Here is a 19316-nt window from a genome sequence, read left to right as displayed (position 1 = left end):
GCCGTCCAAACTGCCGCGCGAAGCCACAAAAGTCAACCGAACCCCGACGGTAAGTCGTATCAGCAACTTATTGATGCAAAGGTGTTTTTTGCGTCTACGCTGAGATTGGATCCTGTTTGATGAGTTGGTTTTCTTCTGATTGTTTGTGATGAGGTGTTCATGAGTCAGGCGTTTCTCCCCTTTTCTCGTCCGAGTATCGGCGATGAAGAAATTGCAGCCGTAGAACAAGTCTTGCGTTCCGGCTGGATCACCACCGGACCGAAAAATCAGGCACTCGAAGAACAATTCGCACAGTACGTTGGCTGCCGTCACGCGGTGGCACTTTCGTCCGCCACCGGCGGCATGCACATCACCTTGTTGGCTTTGGGCATTGGCCCGGGTGACGAAGTCATCACCCCATCGCAGACCTGGGTGTCGACCGCCAACATGATCTCGCTGCTCGGCGCTACCCCGGTGTTCGTCGATGTCGATCGCGACACCTTGATGACCGATGCCGCACGCATCGAAGCCGCCATCACCCCGCGCACCAAAGCAATCATTCCGGTGCATTACGCCGGCGCCGCGTTTGATCTTGATCCGCTGTACGCGCTGGCCGACAAACACGGCATCGCCGTCATCGAAGACGCCGCCCACGCTGCCGGCACCCGTTACAAGGGGCGCCACGTCGGCTCGCAGGGCACGGCAATTTTCTCCTTCCACGCGATCAAGAACATGACCTGTGCCGAAGGCGCGATGTTCGTCACCGACGACGAAGCCCTCGCCAGCCGCGTGCGTATGCTCAAATTCCACGGTCTGGGCGTTGACGCCTACGATCGCCTGACCGGTGGCCGCAAGCCGCAGGCGCAAGTGATGGAGCCGGGGTTCAAATACAACCTTGCCGACATCAACGCCGCAATCGCGCTGGTGCAACTGGAGCGTCTGGACGCAATCAATGCGCGTCGCACCGAACTGGCCGCCGCCTACCGGCAAAAACTCGAAGGCCTGCCGGTGCAGCCGCTGGCCGTACCGGCCTACGCCCAGACCCACGCCTGGCACCTGTTCATCCTGCGCATCGACAGCGAGCGCTGCGGCATGGACCGCGAAGCCTTCATGAAAGGCTTGCAGGACCAGGGCATCGGTACCGGTATCCATTTCATCGCCACCCACCTGCACACCTGGTATCGCCAGCGTGACCCCGACCTGTACCTGCCCAACACCGAATGGAACTCGGCGCGGCTGTGCTCGATTCCGTTGTTCCCCGACATGAGCGATCAAGACCTTGATCGCGTGGTCGGCGCCATCGCCACTCTTATGGACAAACGCCTGTGAAACCTTATCCGATCCGCTGTGTGTCGATCGTCATCCCGGTCTACAACGAACAGGACAGCCTGCCGGAACTGCTGCGCCGTACCGAAGCGGCCTGCCGCATGCTGCGTCACGACTATGAAATCGTCCTCGTCGACGACGGCAGCCGCGACGACTCCGCCAACTTGCTTGAAGAAGCGGCGAGCCGTGAAGACAGCCCTTTCGTGGCGGTCATCCTCAACCGTAACTATGGCCAACACGCGGCAATCATGGCCGGTTTCGAACAGTGCAAAGGCGATGTCGTCATCACCCTCGACGCTGACCTGCAGAATCCGCCGGAAGAAATCCCGCGCCTGGTTGCCGAAGCGGAAAAGGGTTACGACGTGGTCGGCACCGTGCGCGGCAATCGTCAGGATTCGGCCCTGCGCCGCTATCCGTCGAAGCTGATCAACCTTGCGGTGCAGCGCTCTACCGGCGTCGCCATGAGCGACTATGGCTGCATGCTCCGCGCTTACCGCCGCACGATCATCGACGCGATGCTCGCCTGCCGGGAACGCAGCACCTTCATCCCGATTCTGGCCAACAGCTTCGCCCGCCACACCACGGAAATCGTCGTCGCCCACGCCGAGCGTGAACACGGCGATTCAAAGTACAGCCCGATGCGTTTGATCAACCTGATGTTCGACCTGATCACCTGCATGACCACTACGCCGTTGCGCCTGCTGAGCATTGTCGGTTTCACCATGGCCGGTTTGGGTCTGCTGTTTGCTTTCGCGCTGATCGTCATGCGCCTGGCGTTCGGTTCCGGCTGGGCCGGTGACGGCATGTTCGTGCTGTTCGCCGTGCTCTTTGTGTTCACCGGCGGCCAGTTCATCGGCATGGGTCTGCTCGGCGAATACCTGGGCCGCATGTACAGCGACGTGCGCGCCCGCCCGCGTTTCTTCATTGAAAAAGTCTTGCGCAGCCACGCCGCCGAACCGGCGCCTGCAGTCACCGTTGATGGTCTCTCCACTACTACTTCTACTACCGGTCAGGTTCACTCATGAGTGCAAAAACTGTTGTCTTCGCTTACCACGATATTGGCTGCGCCGGCATTCAAGCCCTGCTCGACAGCGGCTATGACATCGCGGCGGTGTTCACTCACGCCGATGACCCGAAAGAAAACGCGTTTTACGGATCGGTCGCGCAACTGTGCGCTAGCAAAGGCATCCCGGTACACGCGCCGGAAGACGTCAACCATCCGTTGTGGATCGAGCGCATTGCCAAGCTCGCGCCTGAGTACATTTTCTCCTTCTACTATCGCAACCTGCTCAGCGAGTCGTTGCTGGCCGTGGCCAAGAAAGGCGCGTTCAACCTGCACGGCTCGCTGTTGCCGAGCTACCGCGGTCGTGCCCCGGCGAACTGGGTGCTGGTCAACGGCGAGACCGAAACCGGCGTGACCCTGCACCGCATGGTCAAGCGTGCGGATGCCGGGGCCATCGTTGCCCAGCAGCGTGTCGCCATCGAACGCAGCGACACCGCGCTGAGCCTGCACGGCAAGCTGCGCACCGCCGCCGCTGATCTGTTGCGCGATACCTTGCCAGCCATGCTGCAAGGCAAGATTTCCGAAACCCCGCAGGACGAATCGAAAGCCACCGTATTCGGGCGTCGCACCGCCGCGGACGGCAAACTGGTCTGGGCGCAACCGGCCGAGCAACTGTTCAACCTGGTGCGTGCGGTGACCCAACCGTATCCGGGCGCGTTCTGCGCGGTCGGCGAGCACAAACTCATCGTCTGGAGCGCCGAAGTCGTCAAAGGCAATGACGGCCAGGCACCGGGCCGGGTGATCAGCGTCGACCCGCTGCGCATTGCCTGCGGCGAAGACTCGCTGGTGATCCTCTCCGGCCAACGCAACGACAACGGCCTGTTCCTCAGCGGCCCGCAACTGGCCAACGAACTGGGCCTGGTCGACGGCTCGCTGCTGCGCGGCGCTGAATCCGGTCGTGCGCCACGTCGCACCCGCGTGCTGATCCTTGGCGTTAACGGCTTTATCGGCAATCACTTGTCCGAGCGCCTGCTGCGTGATGATCGCTATGAAGTCTATGGCCTGGACATCGGTTCCGACGCCATCGACCGTCTGCGCAGCCATCCGCACTTCCACTACGTCGAAGGCGACATCAGCATTCACTCCGAGTGGATCGAGTACCACATCAAGAAGTGCGACGTGGTCCTGCCGCTGGTGGCCATCGCCACGCCGATCGAATACACCCGCAACCCGCTGCGTGTGTTCGAACTCGACTTCGAAGAAAACCTGAAACTGGTGCGCTACTGCGTCAAGTACAACAAGCGCGTGATCTTCCCGTCGACCTCGGAAGTCTATGGCATGTGCCAGGACAAACACTTCGATGAGGACACTTCCAACCTGGTGGTCGGCCCGATCAACAAGCAGCGCTGGATCTACTCGGTGTCCAAACAACTGCTCGACCGGGTGATCTGGGCCTACGGCGCCAAGGGGCTGAATTTCACCCTGTTCCGCCCGTTCAACTGGATGGGCCCGCGCCTTGATCGTCTGGACTCGGCCCGTATCGGCAGCTCCCGCGCCATTACGCAGTTGATCCTCAATCTGGTGGAAGGCACGCCGATTCGCCTGTTCGACGGAGGCGAGCAGAAGCGCTGCTTCACTGACATCGCTGACGGCGTCGAGGCACTGGCGCGGATCATCGATAACGACAACGACGTCTGCAACGGCCAGATCATCAACATCGGTAACCCGGACAACGAAGCCAGCATTCGCCAGTTGGGTGAGGAGCTGCTGCGTCAGTTCGAAGCGCATCCGCTGCGTGACAACTTCCCGCCGTTCGCCGGTTTCCGCGACGTGGAAAGCAAGGCGTTCTACGGCGCCGGTTACCAGGACGTCGAGCACCGCAAACCAAGCATTGCCAACGCCAAGCGTCTGCTCGATTGGACGCCGACCGTGGAAATGCGCGAGACCATTGGCAACACGCTCGACTTCTTCTTGCGTGAAGCCATGCTCGAACAAGCGGACAAGCGCTAATGCAGGCAGGCCTTCGTATCGACGTCGATACCTATCGCGGCACCCGTGAAGGGGTGCCGCGGCTGCTCGAAATGCTCGACGAGGCGCAGATCAAGGCAACGTTCTTCTTCAGTGTCGGCCCCGACAACATGGGCCGGCATCTGTGGCGCCTGATCCGCCCGCAGTTCCTCTGGAAAATGCTCCGCTCCAACGCGGTCGGCCTGTATGGCTGGGACATTCTGCTGGCCGGCACGGCGTGGCCGGGCAAGCCGATTGGCCGTGATCTCGGGCACCTGATGCGTCAGGCCCGCGATGCCGGTCATGAAGTGGGTTTGCATGCCTGGGATCACCATGGCTGGCAGGCCAACGCCGGGCGCTGGAGCAACGCGCAACTGATCGAGCAGATCCGTCAGGGCGTCGACACCTTGAGCGACATTCTCGGCGAAAAAGTCGAGTGTTCCGCCGCTGCCGGTTGGCGTGCCGACGAGCGTGTGATCGAGGCCAAGCAAGCCTTCGGCTTTCGCTACAACAGCGATTGCCGAGGCAACCGCCTGTTTCGTCCGCTGCTGGCCGATGGCACCCCGGGGACGCCGCAGATCCCGGTGGACCTGCCGACCTTCGATGAAGTCGTTGGCCCCATCGTCGCGGCGCGGGATTTCAACGGTTTCATCCTTGATCACTTCCGCCCGCAACAGCTCAACGTCTACACCATTCACGCCGAAGTAGAAGGGATTCTGATGGCTGAGGATTTTCGTCAATTGCTGGCCGATGCACGCCAGCGAGGTATCGATTTCAAACCGCTGGGCGATTTGTTGCCCGAGTTTTTCAATACCTTGCCCGTGGGTCGCGTGCAACGCGGCGCCCTCGACGGCCGTGAAGGCTGGCTGGGAGTGCAAGGCGCATGACTAAACGCTGGACGCTGCCACTGCTGTTACTGGGTATTTGCCTGCTGGCCTATCTGCTGCCGCTGGGCACGCACGGCTTGTGGATTCCCGACGAAACCCGTTACGCACAGATCAGCCAGGACATGCTGCTCAGTGGCAACTGGGTATCGCCGCACTTCATGAGCCTGCGTTATTTCGAGAAGCCGATTGCCGGTTACTGGATGATCGCGCTGGGTCAGGAGTTGTTTGGGCAGAACCTGTTCGGCGTGCGCTTTGCTTCGGCGCTGAGCACTGGCTTGAGCGTGCTGCTGTGCTATCTGGTCGCGCGACGCTTGTGGAACGAGCCGCGCAAAAGCTTCGTCTGCGCCCTGCTCTACATGAGTTTTACCGTGGTCGCCGGCCAGGCCGGTTACGCCAACCTCGATCCGCAATTCACTTTCTGGGTCAACCTCAGTCTGGTGGCGCTGTGGTTTGCCCTCGACAGTCAAACCGGCGGCAAGCGCATGGCAGCCTGGGCGGTAATGGGTCTGGCCTGCGGCATGGGTTTCATGACCAAGGGTTTTCTCGCCTGGCTGCTGCCGGTGTTGATCGCCTTGCCGTGGATGCTCTGGCAAAAACGCTGGCGTGAACTGCTGATGTTTGGCCCGGTGGCGATCGCCGTGGCGATCATCGTCAGTCTGCCGTGGGTGCTGTCGGTGCACGCACAGGAACCGGACTACTGGCGGTTCTTCTTCTGGCACGAGCACATTCGTCGCTTTGCCGGTGATGACGCGCAACACGATGCGCCGTGGTGGTTCTATCTGCCGCTGCTGGTGGCGTTCAGTCTGCCGTGGGTCGGGTTGCTGCCGACGGCATTCAAGCAGGCATGGCAAACCCGCGTTCAGCCAAAAGTCGTGTTTGTGTTGTTGTGGCTGCTGATGCCGCTGGGTTTTTTCAGCCTGGCCAACGGCAAACTGCCGACCTACATCCTGCCGTGCCTGCTGCCGATGGCGTTGCTGCTGGGCAATGCGCTGGCCGACCGCTTGCGTCTTGAGCAAGGTCGCGCGCTGAGCATCAATGGTCTGCTCAATCTGTTGCTGGGCGTCGTCACGCTGATCGCGCTGGTGTACCTGCAACTGACCAAACCGGTCTACGACCACGAACTGCACAGCATGGTGCTGGTGTTCATCGCGTTGATTGCCTGGATCATCGCCAACCTGCTGCAAGCCTTCCTGCCGCTGCAATGCTGGGCGGCGCCGGCACTCGGCAGCCTGTTGCTGATCGCGGTGTTGCCGGCAGCGCTGCCGAAATCGGTGATCGCCAACAAGACGCCGGATCAGTTCATCAAGCATCACGTCACCGAACTGGCGCAGACCGAACACCTGCTGAGCAACGATCTGGGTGCTGCTTCGGCACTGGCCTGGCGCCTGAAACGTCCGCAAGTGGCGTTGTACAACACGATAGGCGAATTGAAATATGGCCTTGCCTATCCTGACGGCATTCAACAGCGGGTCGACAGCAAAGACGTGCAACGGTGGATGCGCGAGGCGCGCCGCAGCGGCTCGGTCGGCGTGGTGATGCGCGTCAAGGGGCAGGACGAACTGGACGAAATCGACAAGTTGCCCAAGGACGGCATCCGTTACGAACAGGGCAACCTGGTGATCATGATTCTGCCCAAGGAGGCGTCATGAGCCTGTTGCTGCTGTTGGCTGCGTGCCTGCTGACTTGTCTGGGCCAAGTGGCGCAGAAATACGCCGTGGAGAGCTGGCGTGGCGTCGAGTCGACTTGGGCCGACAAACTGCGCTCGCCGTGGTTGTGGCTGGCCCTGCTCGCCCTCGGCTCAGGCCTGTTGGTCTGGCTGCTGGTGTTGCAGCGTCTGGAAGTCGGCGTCGCCTACCCGATGCTCAGTCTCAATTTTGTGCTAATCACCCTGATCGCGCGCTTCGTCTTTCGTGAACCCATCGACCGCCAGCATTGGCTCGGCGTGGCGTTGGTGATCGGCGGCGTGGTGTTGCTGGGGCAACAGTCATGAACCAACGTCGTGGCATCACCTTCGCACTGGGCAGCGTGTTTCTCGTCAGCGCTGCGCAACTGGGCATGCGCTGGAGCATGACTCGCCTGCCCGCACCGGAACAATGGCTGCACATCGACAGCCTCGATTGGCGTGCGCTGGCCGTGGTCATCGCGGCGATTTTTGCCTACGCGCTGTCGATGCTCTGCTGGCTCGCCGCCCTGCGCGATCTGCCGCTGGGCCGGGCTTATTCGCTGCTGAGCATCAGTTATGCGCTGGTTTATCTGTTGGCGGCGAGTCTGCCGCTGTTCAACGAATCCTTCAGTTTCACTAAATCACTCGGCGTGGCGCTGGTCATGCTCGGGGTCATCACCATCAACACTCGTCCGGCTCGTGCGCCCGAATTCAGGAGTGCTCCATGAAAATCACAGTATTTGGCAGCGGTTACGTCGGTCTGGTGCAGGCGGCTGTGTTGGCCGAAGTCGGCCACGATGTCGTGTGCATGGACGTCGACCAGAAGAAGGTCGACCTGTTGCGCCAGGGTCATGTCAGCATCTTCGAACCGGGGCTGGCCAGCCTCGTTCGTGAAGGTCTGGATTCGAAACGGCTGCAATTCACCACCGATGAACAACTCGCCGTGCAGCACGGTCGGGTTGCGTTTATTGCCGTGGGTACGCCGTCGCGTGAGGACGGTTCGGCAGATCTGCGCTATGTGCTTTCGGTCGGCGATGCCATTGCCCGCCATCGTGAGCAGCCGTTGATCATCGTCGAGAAATCCACGGTGCCGGTGGGCACTGGCGATACCCTGCGCACGCACATCGAAAAAGCCTTGATCAAGGTCGGCCGCCTGCTGCAATTCGATATCGTCTCCAACCCGGAATTTCTCAAGGAAGGCTCGGCGGTTGCCGACTGCCGCCGTCCGGACCGTATCGTTATCGGTTGCGAAGGCGATGAAGTGCGCGACGTGATGCGTGATCTGTACTCGCCGTTCAACCGCAACCACGACCGCATCATGTTCATGGACCTGCGCAGCGCCGAGCTGACCAAATACGCCGCCAACTGCATGCTGGCGACCAAGATCAGTTTCATCAACCAGATCGCCGAACTCGCCGAACACCTGGGCGCCGACATCGAATCGGTACGCCAGGGCATCGGTGCCGACACACGTATCGGCTACCACTTCATCTACCCGGGCTGCGGTTATGGCGGTTCGTGCTTCCCCAAAGACATGCGCGCGTTGATCCACAGTGCCGAAGAAGCGCACTGCTCCAGCGACTTGCTGCAAGCCGTCGAGGCGATCAACCAGCGGCAGAAACACAAGTTGTTCGAGCGTATCAACGCCTTCTACAAAGGTGATTTGCGCGGCAAGACTTTCGCCCTCTGGGGCCTGGCGTTCAAACCCAACACCGATGACATGCGCGATGCGCCGAGCCGGGTGTTGCTGGAGGAGTTGTGGGCGGCCGGTGCCAGCGTGCGCGCGTTCGACCCCGAAGCCATGCAGGAAACCCAGAACCTCTACCCGGACGAATCGAAACTGATGCTGATGGGCACCCCGGAATCGGTACTGCCCGGCGCCGATGCGCTGATCATCTGCACCGAGTGGCAGCAGTTCAAGGCACCGGATTTCGACCTGATCAAACAGCGTCTCAACACCCCGGTGATTTTCGATGGCCGTAACCTGTACGACGCCGAGCGTCTGGCGCGCAACGGTTTCCATTACTTCCCGATGGGCCGTGGCGAATCGCGCAAGTTGCCGATCCCGCTGCAACAGTGGCCACACGCGTCCGACGTCGCTTGATCACGTTATCGCCTGAAATCCGCCAGCAGTCCCTGATCGCAGGGCTGCTGGCGTTTTTATTGTTCATGGCCGGGGTCCACGGGCAGGCCCCGATCGGTTTCGATTCGCGGTTTGTGTTGTTCGCGCAGGAAATGCTGCGCCATGGGCCGACGGTGTTTCCGACCACCTATGGTCAGCCTTACGCGGATTACTCAGCGGTTTCGACGCTGTTCATCTGGCTGTTGTCGTTGCCGTTTGGCGCGGTGAATGCGTTGACCGCGTGGGCGCCGAGCGCAATGGCGGGCGCGTTGATCGTGACGTTGATGTATCGCCTGCTGGCACCGTACTCACGGCGCTGGGCGTTGATCAGTATTGCCTTGCTGATGCTCACCAGTGGTTTTGTCACTGAAGTGCGCGCGGTGTCGCAGGACTTGATGCTCGCGGGTGCGGCGTTCGCAGTGTTTTATCTGGGCTATGCCCATGATCATTTTGGCGGCGGGCGTCGTTGGCCGTTGATCTTCGTATTGCTGCTGCTCGGTTTCGGCATACGCGGGCCGATTGGTCTGGTGGTGCCGACCGGCATGCTCTGCAGTTATTACCTGCTCAACCGTGAATGGTCGCGCTTGCTGGTGTTCGGTGTGTTGGCTTCGCTGTTGCTGGCCGCGTGTGTCGGGTTGTTGTTATGGCTGGCGCAGGTCAGCGGTGGCCCGGTGTTCCTGCAGGACGTGATCCGCATGCAGTTCATGGGACGCATGGACGGCAGCGAAGGCGTCAGCGGTTCGCTGTATTACTTCACCAGTTCCTTCGGTAACTATGCGTTGGCCTATCCATTGGCATTGCTGGTATTGGCGGCAGCCTGGCTGAGCAGACCGCAACAGCGTGGCCCGGCGCTGCGTCTGGTGCAGTACTGCGCGGCGGCGGGGTTGATTGTGATGGTCGGGCTGTCGATTCCCCAGGCGAAGAAGGCCCGGTATCTGCTGCCGATGCTGCCCATGGCGGCGATCATTGCGGCGTATCCGTTTCAGGTGGCGCATGGGCGGGTGTTCCGCTGGTTGCGCGGCTTGATCATGGGCTTGTGGCTGGTCACACCGGGCTTGCTGCTGGTGGTTTTGCTGATCGCCCGACGGCGCTTTCCCGAGCAATTGGGGGAGGTTTCCATTGTTTTGATCGCGTTGGGCGTGCTGCAGCTGTTGGCGTTGTCGCGATTATTGGTCCCGCGTTGGCGCGCTGAACTGTTGGCGCTGTGTGCCGTGTTGGCGCTGTGGACGGTGTACGCGGCGGTGTTCGAACCGGTGGAACGGCGTTTGTACGACACCCAGACGTTCAGTCGCGCGGTGTTCGCTCAGGTTCAGCAAAACCCGGCGCCGCTGGTGCTGCACGGTATGGGCAAGGACGCGAAGGCGATCAAGTTCATGGTCAATCTCTCGCAGGACCTGCAGCCGCAGTTCAGCGACTCGATCCAGCAACTGGAGGTGCTCAAAGGTCCGGCGTGGCTGATGATGGATCGCAGTGATCTGCCCTCCCTCAAGGGCACGCCGCTGGAAAGCGCGCAACCGGTGTTGAGTGGGCGTTTCGACAAAAACGACTATGTATTGCTGTGGCTGAAACCGTAACCTGTCGGGCTCTTGACCGGCAGGATGCACCTCAACATGACTTTCGACGTACGCCGCGCCAGCCTTGCTGACGCGGCGGCCCTCCCTGTGATCGAACGCTCGGCTGCGCAATTGTTTCGTCTTGATCCGCCACTGGCGTGGCTGGCAGATGCCGAGGTGCCCGATGCTGCCCGACATCGGCAGGCCATCGAACAGGCGTACGTCTGGGTTGCTGAAAATAGCGATGGGCAACTGACTGGATTTGTTCGTGCTGTCGACATCGATCAGCACCTGCACATTGAGGAGCTCTCCGTCAGTCAGGCTTTTCAAGGACAAGGTATGGGTCGCGCACTGGTTGCGGCAGTCATCGAACAAGCGCGCGCGATGCAGTTGAACTCAGTGACGCTGACCACCTTTCGCGATCTGCCATGGAATGCGCCGTTTTATCAGCGGTTGGGGTTTGTCGAGTTGGCGCTTGCGCAAGCTGATCGCCATTTGCGCGATGCGCTGCAAGCCGAAATCGCCTGCGGATTTCCCCCAGAGCGGCGCTGCGCCATGCGCCTGCGCCTTTCCTGAAGACAACACAAATCCCCTGTAGGAGTGAGCCTGCTCGCGATAGCGGTAGATCTGCCAATGAAGTGTTGAATGTGCAGACGCTATCGCGAGCAGGCTCACTCCTACAGGGAATGGTGTTGTGGCGGCTTGACCGGTGATGGCCGCCCGGTGAGGATGACGCACGCCTGCCAAGTATTTGAAATAAGGACATTGACCCTTCGTGGCCACCTACTCCCGCCTCATCCGCCGGTTGATGATCAGTTCGCTGAGCGTCGTCATCAGTCGTGCCCTGATCAGCCCACTGCTGACGCTGTTCCTCAGCAACAAGCTCGGCCTCAACCCGCAGGACGTCGGTCTGCTGCTGGGCATTGCGGTGTTCAGCGCCACATTGTTGTCGCTGTACGGCGGCTACATCATCGATCGGCTCGACAAACGCCAGTTGCTGATCCTGACCATGCTCTCCAGCGGCATCGGCCTGATCCTGCTGACCTTCGCGCAGAATCTGTATCTGGTTACGCTGGTGCTGATCATCAGCGAAACGGCGTCGGCGCTGTTCCTCATCTGCTCCAAAGCCATCCTCAGTGAAAACCTGCCGGTGGGCCAGCGGGTCAAGGCGTTTTCCCTCAACTACACGCTGACCAACATCGGTTACGCCGTCGGCCCGATGATCGGCGTAGTGATTGCCGGGGTGCAGCCCTCGGCGCCCTTCATCGTCGCCGGTGCGATTGCCATCGGCAGCATTTTTTTACTGCTCGGCGCGGCTCGGGAGGTGAGCCCGATCACTGCTGTCACTGCGCCGCCGAGTTTTCTGAAAACCCTGATCATCCTGAAAAACGACCGCACGATGATCCTGTTCACCCTTGGCTGTCTGCTCAGCACATTGGTTCACGGACGTTTCACCCTGTACCTGTCGCAATACCTGCTGGTCACCCACACCCAGCAACAGACGCTGGACACCATGGCCGCCCTGCTCGCCTGCAACGCAATCACAGTGATTCTCCTGCAATACCAAGTCGGCCGATTGCTCACCCGTGAGCACCTGCGCCACTGGATCGCCGGCGGCACCGCGTTGTTCATCATCGGGCTGATCGGCTTCAGTCTGGCTGACAGTCTGGTCGGCTGGTGCGTGGCGATGTTCATCTTCACCTTGGGCGAAATGATCATTTACCCGGCCGACTTTCTGTTCGTCGACACATTGGCCCCGGAAGACCTGCGCGGCAGCTACTACGGCGCGCAGAATCTGGCGGCCCTGGGCGGTGCGGCCAGTCCAGTCATGTGCGGATTCTTGCTGATGCACACACCGGCGCCGAGCATGTTCTATGCCTTGAGCGCACTGGCGGCTGTCGGCGGCTATTTGTGTTTCATCAGCGGACGCCGCGCCGCTTCAATTCAAAATTAATGCACTAAATCTTCATTAATATGAATTTGTCAGCATCGAGTTTGCCCGGCACACTGTGCACGTTCCTCCCCCAATGTTGGAACACTTCGAGGGCTTTCCGGATATGCCGGACAAGTCCTTTTTTTTGCCTCGGATTTGCTGCAAGGATCGGATTCACATGCTCGCTCGCTGGTTGCCCGCCGCCATCAACACCCGCCCGACCGAATGGAGCCGTGCCGCCATCGGCATGGCCTTGGGCACGTTGTTCAGTGTGTGGTTGTGTGCGCAAGTATTCGGCCATGAAGTCGCCTATCACCTGATCGGTCCGCTGGGCGCCTCGGCCGTGCTGCTGTTTGCCGTGTCCTCCGGTGCACTCGCTCAGCCGTGGTCGATTCTCGGCGGCTATTTATGTGCCGGCGTTGTCGCGCTGCTGGTGGCCCATGTGCTCGGGCGAACGCTCGGCAGCGCGTGTCTGGCGGCGGGCATGGCGCTGATTCTGATGTGCTGGCTGCGTTGCTTGCATCCGCCCGCTGGCGCGTTGGCCCTGACGCTGGTGCTGGCGGATCCCGCGACCATCGCCCTGGACTGGAAAGCCATGGAACCGGTGATGCTCGGCGCGGCGTGCATGCTGCTCAGTGCGCTCGCCTACAACAACCTGACGCGGATTCGTTACCCGAAACGCCCGGCTGAACCGGCGCCGATCGTTGCGCCCGTCGACAGTCACGCGATCACCGCCGAAGACCTCAAACTGGCGCTGGCGGATATGGAGGCGTTCATCGACATCACCCCCGAGGATCTGGAACAGTTGATCCACGCCAGTGAACTGCACGCCAAGCGTCGCAGCATCACCCAAACCTTCCGCTGACTCCGTGTAGGAGCTGCCGCAGGCTGCGATCTTTTGATCTTTAAAATCAAAGTCAAAAGATCGCAGCCTGCGGCAGCGCCTACATGAGCGCGCACATTTTCGACCAAGGCAAAAACGCAAACTCCCCCTGCGAATATCCCGGTTGTACACGGCAAATTTGCACTGTTACGATCCGGTAACGCTCGCGCGCGAGCTTCTCGAATAAAGACAATAAAAGCAGGGAGTTACTGATGACAGCTCAGGCTTCATCCCAGCGGACACCGTCCATGGATGCCACGCAATGCGAAGTGCTGGCCGAGGTTCGCAACCACATCGGTCACCTGACCCTCAATCGCCCCGCCGGCCTCAACGCCATTACCCTCGACATGGTGCGTTTGCTGCAACAGCAACTCGACGCTTGGGCGACCGACGCCAATGTTCACGCCGTTGTGCTGCGCGGTGCCGGTGAAAAAGCCTTCTGCGCCGGGGGCGACATTCGTTCGCTGTACGACAGTTTCAAAAGCGGCGACACGCTGCACGAAGATTTCTTCGTCGAGGAATACGCCCTCGACCTGACGATTCATCACTACCGCAAACCTGTATTGGCGCTGATGGACGGTTTCGTCCTCGGCGGCGGCATGGGCCTGGTGCAAGGCGCCGATCTGCGCGTGGTCACCGAGAGGAGCCGCCTGGCGATGCCGGAAGTGGCCATCGGTTATTTCCCGGATGTCGGCGGCAGCTATTTCCTGCCGCGTATTCCCGGTGAGCTGGGGATTTATCTGGGCGTCAGCGGCGTGCAGATCCGTGCGGCCGATGCGCTGTATTGCGGCCTCGCTGACTGGTATCTGGACAGCAGCAAACTGGCGCTGCTCGATGAAAAACTCGATGTGATGGAGTGGCAGGATACGCCGCTGAAAGCGCTGCAAAACCTGCTGGCCAAACACGCCGTGCAAACCCTGCCCGATGCGCCGCTCGAAGCCTTGCGCCCGGCCATCGATCACTTTTTCGCCCTGCCGGATGTGCCGAGTATGGTTGAGCAGTTGCGCGCAGTGACCGTCGCTGACAGCCATGAGTGGGCGACCACCACGGCCGACTTGCTGGAAACCCGCTCGCCGCTGGCCATGGCCGTGACGCTGGAGATGCTGCGTCGTGGCCGCCACTTGAGCCTGGAACATTGCTTCGCGCTGGAGCTGCATCTGGATCGCCAGTGGTTTGTACGCGGCGACCTGATCGAAGGCGTACGCGCCCTGCTGATCGATAAAGACAAGACACCGCGCTGGAACCCGCCGACCCTCGCTGCGCTGGACGCAGAGCATGTCGCGAGTTTCTTCCAAGGCTTTGATGAGAGCGGGAGCTGAGCCATGCACGATCTCGAACTGACTGAAGAACAAGTAATGATCCGCGACATGGCCCGGGACTTTGCCCGTGGTGAAATCGCACCCCACGCGCAGGCCTGGGAAAAGGCTGGCTGGATCGATGACGCGCTCGTCGCGAAGATGGGCGAACTCGGTTTGCTCGGCATGGTGGTGCCCGAGGAATGGGGTGGCACTTACGTCGATTACGTCGCCTACGCCTTGGCCGTGGAAGAGATTTCCGCGGGTGACGGCGCGACCGGCGCATTCATGAGCATCCACAACTCGGTCGGCTGCGGCCCGGTGCTCAATTACGGCAGCGAAGCACAGAAACAGACCTGGCTGGCGGATCTGGCCAGTGGGCAAACCATCGGCTGCTTCTGCCTGACCGAACCACAGGCCGGTTCCGAAGCGCACAACCTGCGCACCCGTGCCGAACTGCGTGACGGCCAGTGGGTGATCAACGGCGCCAAACAATTTGTCAGCAACGGCAAACGGGCGAAGCTGGCGATCGTGTTTGCCGTGACGGATCCGGACCTGGGCAAGAAAGGTATATCGGCGTTTCTGGTGCCGACGGATACGTCGGGGTTCATCGTTGATCGCACCGAACACAAAATGGGCATCCGCGCTTCCGACACCTGCGCGGTGACGCTGAATAACTGCAGCATCCCTGAGGCCAATCTGCTCGGTGAGCGTGGCAAAGGTCTGGCGATTGCGCTGTCCAACCTTGAAGGCGGACGCATCGGCATCGCCGCTCAGGCACTGGGCATTGCCCGCGCGGCGTTTGAAGCGGCGTTGGTGTATTCACGCGACCGTATTCAGTTCGGCAAACCGATCAATGAGCACCAGAGCATCGCCAACCTGCTGGCCGACATGCACATGCAAATCAACGCGGCGCGTTTGATGATCCTGCATGCGGCGCGACTGCGTACGGCGGGCAAGCCGTGCTTGTCTGAAGCGTCGCAGGCCAAGCTGTTTGCGTCGGAAATGGCCGAGAAGGTGTGCTCTTCAGCGATTCAGATTCATGGCGGGTACGGCTATCTGGAAGATTATCCGGTCGAGAAGTACTACCGCGATGCGCGGATTACCCAGATCTATGAAGGCTCGAGCGAGATTCAGCGGATGGTGATTGCGCGGGAGCTGAAGAACTACCAGATGTAATGGTGTTGGCCCCTTCCCCTCACCCCAGCCCTCCCGAAACGTCGGACCGCCCAGAGGGAGAGGGAGCCGACCGAGGTGTCTGGCGTTATGCATCGACCTGAAAGACCGGGTCGATTATGGATTCAATAAAGCACCTTCAGGTCGGCGTACCTCCCAAGCATCCCCCAATCAGTCCCCTCTCCCTCCGGGAGAGGGTTAGGGTGAGGGGCTTTTCGCTCTAGACCCGTTACTTGCCCTTGAACGCAGCCTCACGCTTGGCAATAAACGCCGCCATCCCTTCCTTCTGATCCTGCGTGGCAAACGCCGCATGGAATACCCGGCGCTCAAAACGTACGCCTTCCGCCAGGTTGACTTCAAAAGCACGGTTCACGCTTTCCTTGACCATCATCGCAATCGGCAGTGACTTGCTGGCAATCACCGCCGCCACTTTCAGCGCTTCGTCGAGCAGTTCATCACTCGGCACAATCCGCGCGACAATCCCGCAACGCTCAGCCTCCACCGCGTCAATCAAACGCCCGCTCAGGCACATTTCCATGGCCTTGGCTTTACCGACTGCGCGAGTCAGGCGCTGGGTGCCGCCCATGCCCGGCAGCACGCCGAGGTTGATTTCCGGTTGGCCGAATTTTGCGTTGTCGCCGGCCAGAATGAAGTCGCACATCAACGCCAGTTCACAGCCGCCGCCCAACGCGAAACCGTTAACGGCGGCGATGATCGGTTTACGGCGGTTAGCCACGCGATCACTGTCGCTGAACAGGTCATCCATGTAGATCTGCGGGTAGGTCAGCTCGGCCATTTCCTTGATGTCGGCGCCGGCGGCGAAGGCTTTTTTCGAGCCAGTGATGACGATACAACCGATGTTCGCATCGGCCTCCAGCGCATCGAGGGCCTGATTCACTTCGCCGACCAGTTGCGCATTCAGGGCGTTCAGCGCCTGCGGGCGGTTCAGGGTGATCAAGCCAACGCGGCCGTGGGTTTCCAGCAGAATGGTTTCGTAAGTCATGGAGAAAAATTCCTTGTCAAAGGTTGCGCGAAATGACCATGCGCTGAATGTCGCTGGTGCCTTCGTAGATCTGGCAGACACGCACGTCGCGGTAGATCCGTTCCAGCGGGAAGTCGTTGAGGTAACCGTAACCGCCGAGGGTTTGCAACGCCATCGAGCAGACCTTCTCGGCCATTTCCGAGGCGAACAGTTTGGCCATCGACGCCTCGACCAGGGCCGGTTGGCCGCTGTCACGCAGGGCCGCCGCGTAATGCACCATCTGCCGGGCGACGGCGATCTGCGTGGCCATGTCGGCCAAGCGGAATGCCACGGCCTGATGCTCGATGATCGGCTTGCCGAAGGTGTCGCGCTCACGGGCGTAATCACGCGCCGCTTCGAACGCCGCGCGGGCCATGCCCACCGATTGCGAAGCAATGCCGACGCGGCCGCCTTCAAGGTTGGCCAAGGCGATCTTGTAGCCCTCGCCCTCTTCGCCCAAGCGGTTGGCCACCGGCACCTTCACATCGTCGAAAAGAATCTGACAGGTGTCGGAGGCGTGCTGACCGAGCTTGTCTTCGACGCGGGCGACTTTATAGCCCGGTGAATCGGTCGGCACGATAAATGCGCTGATGCCGCGCTTGCCGGCACTCGGTTCGGTCACCGCAAACACAATCACGATCCCGGCGTTCTGCCCGGAGGTGATGAACTGTTTGCAGCCGTTCAGCACGTAGTGATCGCCTTCCAGGCGTGCACGGGTTTTCAGGCTGCTGGCGTCGGAACCGGCCTGCGGTTCGGTCAGCGCAAAGGCGCCGAGCATGGCACCGCTGGCCAACGGTTTGAGAAAGCGCTCGCGCTGATCGTCATTGCCGAACTTGAGGATCGGCACGCAGCCGACCGAGTTGTGCACGCTCATGATCGTCGAACAGGCGCCGTCGCCGGCGGCGATTTCTTCCAGGGCCATGGCGTAAGCCAGATAACCGGTGTCGCAGCCGCCCCACTGTTCCGGCACAAGCATGCCGAAGAAGCCCAGCTCGGCCATCTGGCCGATGGCTTCCTTGGGAAAACGGTGTTCGCGATCCCACTCGGCGGCGAACGGCTTCAGGCGTTCCTCGGCGAATTGCCGGGCCATGTCGCGGATCTGGGTTTGGTCTTCGTTGGGAATCATGGTGAATCCTTAAATGTCAGTCGCACCGCTAACCTTGTAGGAGTGAGCCTGCTCGCGATAGCGGTGGGTCATATAAATCAGTGGTGACTGACACGACGTCATCGCGAGCAGGCTCACTCCTACAGGGAGATTGGTGTTGGGCTCAGTAGAGGCATTCCACAGCCATGGCCGTGGCTTCGCCGCCGCCGATGCAGATCGCCGCGATCCCGCGTTTCTGCTTCCGCTGGCGCAAGGCCGACAACAACGTAACCAGAATCCGCGCACCCGACGCGCCGATCGGATGGCCCAGCGCACAGGCACCGCCATGCACGTTGAGCTTGTCATGGGGGATTTCCAGATGGGTCATCGCCGCCATGCCAACCACGGCAAACGCTTCGTTCACCTCAAATAGATCGACATCACCCAGCGACCAACCGGTTTTCTTGATCAACTTCTTGATCGCCCCAATCGGCGCCACCGGGAACAGGCCCGGGGTGTCAGCGAATGCGGCATGACCATGAATCACCGCCAGCGGTTTCAGCCCCAGTTTCTGCGCCTGCGACTGACGCATCAACACCAGTGCCGCCGCGCCGTCAGAGATCGAACTGGAGTTCGCCGCCGTCACCGTGCCGCCTTCGCGGAACGCCGGTTTCAGCGAGGCGACCTTGTCGAGTTTGGCTTTCGGTGGCTGCTCGTCATGGCTGATCAGCACCTGTTCTTTGCCGACGGTCACGGTCAGCGGGACGATCTCGTCCTTGAAGCTGCCGTCCTTGATCGCCTGCTGCGCACGGGTGGTCGAAGCGATGGCAAACGCATCCTGCGCTTCACGGCTGAAGGCGTTGGTTTCGGCGCAGTCTTCGGCGAAGGTGCCCATCAGGCGGCCCTTGTCGTAAGCGTCTTCGAGGCCGTCGAGGAACATCGAGTCGAGCACGCGGCCATGGCCCATGCGGTAACCGGCGCGGGCACGATCGAGCAGATACGGCGAGTTGGACATGCTTTCCATACCCCCGGCGATCACCACATCGGCGCTGCCAGCGATCAGCATGTCGTGAGCGAGAATGGTGGTTTCCATGCCCGAACCGCACATCTTGTTGACCGTGGTGCAACGGGTCGATTTATCCAGCCCGGCGCCCAATGCCGCTTGACGCGCCGGTGCCTGACCGAGGCCGGCCGGCAGCACGCAACCGAACAGCACTTCATCAACCGCGTCGCTGGCGACACCGGCGCGTTCAACCGCAGCCTTGATTGCCGCAGCGCCGAGTTGTGGCGCGGTGAGGCTTTTCAGTTCGCCCTGAAAGCCGCCCATTGGCGTGCGCACGGCGCTGACGATAACAATCGGATCGTTGGAAATAGTCATGACAAA

17 protein-coding genes are annotated in these 19316 nt (G+C 60.8%); 14 read left to right on the top strand and 3 right to left on the bottom strand.

Going from position 1 to position 19316, the window contains the following annotated elements:
- The first annotated feature begins 159 nt into the window (after positions 1 to 159).
- The 14 genes from arnB (at position 160) to ACWR1S_RS12520 (ending at position 15830) form a co-directional block, all read left to right on the top strand.
- Positions 160 to 1308, top strand: coding sequence for a UDP-4-amino-4-deoxy-L-arabinose aminotransferase (gene arnB, locus ACWR1S_RS12585; RefSeq protein WP_454563712.1), 1149 nt, complete (start codon positions 160 to 162; stop codon positions 1306 to 1308).
- On the top strand, positions 1305 to 2330 hold the full coding sequence (gene arnC / locus ACWR1S_RS12580) for an undecaprenyl-phosphate 4-deoxy-4-formamido-L-arabinose transferase (protein ID WP_454563711.1): 1026 nt from the start codon (positions 1305 to 1307) through the stop codon (positions 2328 to 2330). The genes arnB and arnC overlap by 4 nt, the downstream gene beginning before the upstream one ends.
- Positions 2327 to 4318: a bifunctional UDP-4-amino-4-deoxy-L-arabinose formyltransferase/UDP-glucuronic acid oxidase ArnA gene (arnA, locus tag ACWR1S_RS12575; protein WP_454563710.1), complete on the top strand. Its 1992-nt coding sequence runs from the start codon at positions 2327 to 2329 to the stop codon at positions 4316 to 4318. Before arnC ends, arnA begins: the two co-directional genes overlap by 4 nt.
- The gene (arnD, locus tag ACWR1S_RS12570; RefSeq protein WP_454563709.1) at positions 4318 to 5202 is read left to right on the top strand and encodes a 4-deoxy-4-formamido-L-arabinose-phosphoundecaprenol deformylase; all 885 of its coding nucleotides are present in this window, start codon (positions 4318 to 4320) and stop codon (positions 5200 to 5202) included. The genes arnA and arnD overlap by 1 nt, the downstream gene beginning before the upstream one ends.
- On the top strand, positions 5199 to 6851 hold the full coding sequence (gene arnT, locus ACWR1S_RS12565) for a lipid IV(A) 4-amino-4-deoxy-L-arabinosyltransferase (RefSeq protein WP_454563708.1): 1653 nt from the start codon (positions 5199 to 5201) through the stop codon (positions 6849 to 6851). The genes arnD and arnT overlap by 4 nt, the downstream gene beginning before the upstream one ends.
- On the top strand, positions 6848 to 7192 hold the full coding sequence (gene arnE, locus ACWR1S_RS12560) for a 4-amino-4-deoxy-L-arabinose-phosphoundecaprenol flippase subunit ArnE (RefSeq protein WP_454563707.1): 345 nt from the start codon (positions 6848 to 6850) through the stop codon (positions 7190 to 7192). Before arnT ends, arnE begins: the two co-directional genes overlap by 4 nt.
- On the top strand, positions 7189 to 7593 hold the full coding sequence (gene arnF, locus ACWR1S_RS12555) for a 4-amino-4-deoxy-L-arabinose-phosphoundecaprenol flippase subunit ArnF (RefSeq protein ID WP_454563706.1): 405 nt from the start codon (positions 7189 to 7191) through the stop codon (positions 7591 to 7593). The genes arnE and arnF overlap by 4 nt, the downstream gene beginning before the upstream one ends.
- Positions 7590 to 8969 (top strand): UDP-glucose dehydrogenase family protein, encoded by a 1380-nt coding sequence (locus tag ACWR1S_RS12550; protein ID WP_454563705.1) that lies wholly within the window; start codon positions 7590 to 7592, stop codon positions 8967 to 8969. The genes arnF and ACWR1S_RS12550 overlap by 4 nt, the downstream gene beginning before the upstream one ends.
- Positions 8966 to 10561, top strand: coding sequence for an ArnT family glycosyltransferase (locus ACWR1S_RS12545; protein WP_454563704.1), 1596 nt, complete (start codon positions 8966 to 8968; stop codon positions 10559 to 10561). Before ACWR1S_RS12550 ends, ACWR1S_RS12545 begins: the two co-directional genes overlap by 4 nt.
- A 36-nt stretch (positions 10562 to 10597) precedes the next feature.
- Positions 10598 to 11116 (top strand): GNAT family N-acetyltransferase, encoded by a 519-nt coding sequence (locus ACWR1S_RS12540; RefSeq protein ID WP_454563703.1) that lies wholly within the window; start codon positions 10598 to 10600, stop codon positions 11114 to 11116.
- A 199-nt stretch (positions 11117 to 11315) separates the two neighbouring features.
- The gene (locus tag ACWR1S_RS12535) at positions 11316 to 12494 is read left to right on the top strand and encodes an MFS transporter (RefSeq protein WP_454563702.1); all 1179 of its coding nucleotides are present in this window, start codon (positions 11316 to 11318) and stop codon (positions 12492 to 12494) included.
- Between the two features lie 157 nt (positions 12495 to 12651).
- The gene (locus ACWR1S_RS12530) at positions 12652 to 13338 is read left to right on the top strand and encodes an HPP family protein (protein WP_454563701.1); all 687 of its coding nucleotides are present in this window, start codon (positions 12652 to 12654) and stop codon (positions 13336 to 13338) included.
- A 230-nt stretch (positions 13339 to 13568) separates the two neighbouring features.
- Complete coding sequence (locus ACWR1S_RS12525) at positions 13569 to 14675, top strand: enoyl-CoA hydratase/isomerase family protein (protein ID WP_454563700.1); 1107 nt, start codon at positions 13569 to 13571, stop codon at positions 14673 to 14675.
- Positions 14676 to 14678: 3 nt separating this feature from the next.
- On the top strand, positions 14679 to 15830 hold the full coding sequence (locus ACWR1S_RS12520) for an acyl-CoA dehydrogenase family protein (RefSeq protein ID WP_454563699.1): 1152 nt from the start codon (positions 14679 to 14681) through the stop codon (positions 15828 to 15830).
- A 226-nt stretch (positions 15831 to 16056) separates the two neighbouring features.
- On the opposite strand, the gene ACWR1S_RS12515 is transcribed toward ACWR1S_RS12520, so the two are convergent.
- The 3 genes from ACWR1S_RS12515 to ACWR1S_RS12505 form a co-directional block, all read right to left on the bottom strand.
- Positions 16057 to 16830, bottom strand: a complete 774-nt coding sequence (locus tag ACWR1S_RS12515) for an enoyl-CoA hydratase (RefSeq protein WP_454563698.1) — start codon at positions 16828 to 16830, stop codon at positions 16057 to 16059.
- A 16-nt stretch (positions 16831 to 16846) separates the two neighbouring features.
- A complete protein-coding gene (locus ACWR1S_RS12510; RefSeq protein WP_454563697.1) occupies positions 16847 to 17974 on the bottom strand; it encodes an acyl-CoA dehydrogenase in 1128 nt (375 codons plus the stop codon).
- Positions 17975 to 18116: 142 nt separating this feature from the next.
- Positions 18117 to 19310 carry an acetyl-CoA C-acyltransferase gene (locus tag ACWR1S_RS12505; protein ID WP_454563696.1) on the bottom strand — a complete coding sequence of 398 codons (1194 nt, stop codon included), beginning with the start codon at positions 19308 to 19310 and terminating at the stop codon, positions 18117 to 18119.
- Between the last annotated feature and the right edge of the window lie 6 nt (positions 19311 to 19316).

The sequence above is a fragment of the Pseudomonas sp. AIG genome (genome assembly GCF_977020205.1).
The sequence above is the reverse complement of the archived record's forward strand: the minus strand, read 5'-3'. Positions and strand labels throughout refer to the sequence as shown.

Bases quoted from the DNA above. Each gene is read 5' to 3' on its own strand.
- arnB (WP_454563712.1), top strand. From the start codon at position 160: ATGAGTCAGGCGTTTCTCCCCTTTTCTCGTCCGAGTATCGGCGATGAA.
- arnA (WP_454563710.1), top strand. From the start codon at position 2,327: ATGAGTGCAAAAACTGTTGTCTTCGCTTACCACGATATTGGCTGCGCC.
- arnD (WP_454563709.1), top strand. From the start codon at position 4,318: ATGCAGGCAGGCCTTCGTATCGACGTCGATACCTATCGCGGCACCCGT.
- arnT (WP_454563708.1), top strand. From the start codon at position 5,199: ATGACTAAACGCTGGACGCTGCCACTGCTGTTACTGGGTATTTGCCTG.
- arnE (WP_454563707.1), top strand. From the start codon at position 6,848: ATGAGCCTGTTGCTGCTGTTGGCTGCGTGCCTGCTGACTTGTCTGGGC.
- arnF (WP_454563706.1), top strand. From the start codon at position 7,189: ATGAACCAACGTCGTGGCATCACCTTCGCACTGGGCAGCGTGTTTCTC.
- ACWR1S_RS12550 (WP_454563705.1), top strand. From the start codon at position 7,590: ATGAAAATCACAGTATTTGGCAGCGGTTACGTCGGTCTGGTGCAGGCG.
- ACWR1S_RS12540 (WP_454563703.1), top strand. From the start codon at position 10,598: ATGACTTTCGACGTACGCCGCGCCAGCCTTGCTGACGCGGCGGCCCTC.
- ACWR1S_RS12530 (WP_454563701.1), top strand. From the start codon at position 12,652: ATGCTCGCTCGCTGGTTGCCCGCCGCCATCAACACCCGCCCGACCGAA.
- ACWR1S_RS12525 (WP_454563700.1), top strand. From the start codon at position 13,569: ATGACAGCTCAGGCTTCATCCCAGCGGACACCGTCCATGGATGCCACG.
- ACWR1S_RS12520 (WP_454563699.1), top strand. From the start codon at position 14,679: ATGCACGATCTCGAACTGACTGAAGAACAAGTAATGATCCGCGACATG.
- ACWR1S_RS12515 (WP_454563698.1), bottom strand. From the start codon at position 16,830: ATGACTTACGAAACCATTCTGCTGGAAACCCACGGCCGCGTTGGCTTG.
- ACWR1S_RS12510 (WP_454563697.1), bottom strand. From the start codon at position 17,974: ATGATTCCCAACGAAGACCAAACCCAGATCCGCGACATGGCCCGGCAA.
- ACWR1S_RS12505 (WP_454563696.1), bottom strand. From the start codon at position 19,310: ATGACTATTTCCAACGATCCGATTGTTATCGTCAGCGCCGTGCGCACG.